At 59.3% G+C, this 730-nt stretch carries 1 protein-coding gene; it reads left to right on the top strand.

The window, feature by feature from the left end:
* Window positions 1-204: 204 nt before the first annotated feature.
* The coding region (locus Q664_RS58105) for a hypothetical protein (RefSeq protein WP_200883774.1) at window positions 205-730 on the top strand (526 nt) is incomplete at its 3' end.

Raw genomic sequence — 730 nt, 5'->3', positions numbered from 1 at the left:
GACTTTCTGTACGTAGCGGACTCAAAGCTATGCACTCGGGAAAACATGGACCACATTGCCCGTCACGGGGGGCGGTTCATCACGGTGCTACCGCGGACTCGGGGGGAGATACAATCCTTTCGTTCCTGGCAGAAGAAGTTCGGCGTCGAGTGGGTAGAGGTTTTGCGTCGCCCCAACTCGCGGCAGAAGGACGGTCCGGATGACGTGTTCAAGGCCTATGAGTCGCAATTCCCATCCGATGAAGGCTATCGGATTGTGTGGATATGGAGCTCACAGAAGGCCGAGGGGGACGGGCTGTCCCGGCGTCGGCGGGTGGCGCGGGCCACCGAGGAACTGCAGAAGCTGGCGACACGGCTACAATCGCCCCGCTCACGAGTCAAAGACGCTGTGCATGCTCAAGAATTGGCGAAGGACATTCTCGCTCGTACCCGGACCGACGAACTGATAACCGTGGCGGTGGAAGTCCAAGAAGAAGAACGCTTCAAACAAGCAGCCCCTGGTCGGCCAGGCAAGCAGACCGTCTATGTGCGTGTGCCTCGGGAGAAGCTTCAACTCCACTGGAGCACTCAAGCCGAGGCCCTGGAATTCGAGCAGGCGATGGACGGCATCTTCCCCCTCGTGCTCAACGACCGGCATTTGTCACTGAAGGATGTTCTGCTGGCATACAAGCATCAGCCTCGACTGGAGAGGCGCTTCGAGCAACTCAAGTCCGTCCTGGAGGTGATGCCCG

The organism is Archangium violaceum Cb vi76 (genome assembly GCF_000733295.1).
GTDB lineage: Bacteria > Myxococcota > Myxococcia > Myxococcales > Myxococcaceae > Archangium > Archangium violaceum.
The sequence above is the reverse complement of the archived record's forward strand: the minus strand, read 5'-3'. Positions and strand labels throughout refer to the sequence as shown.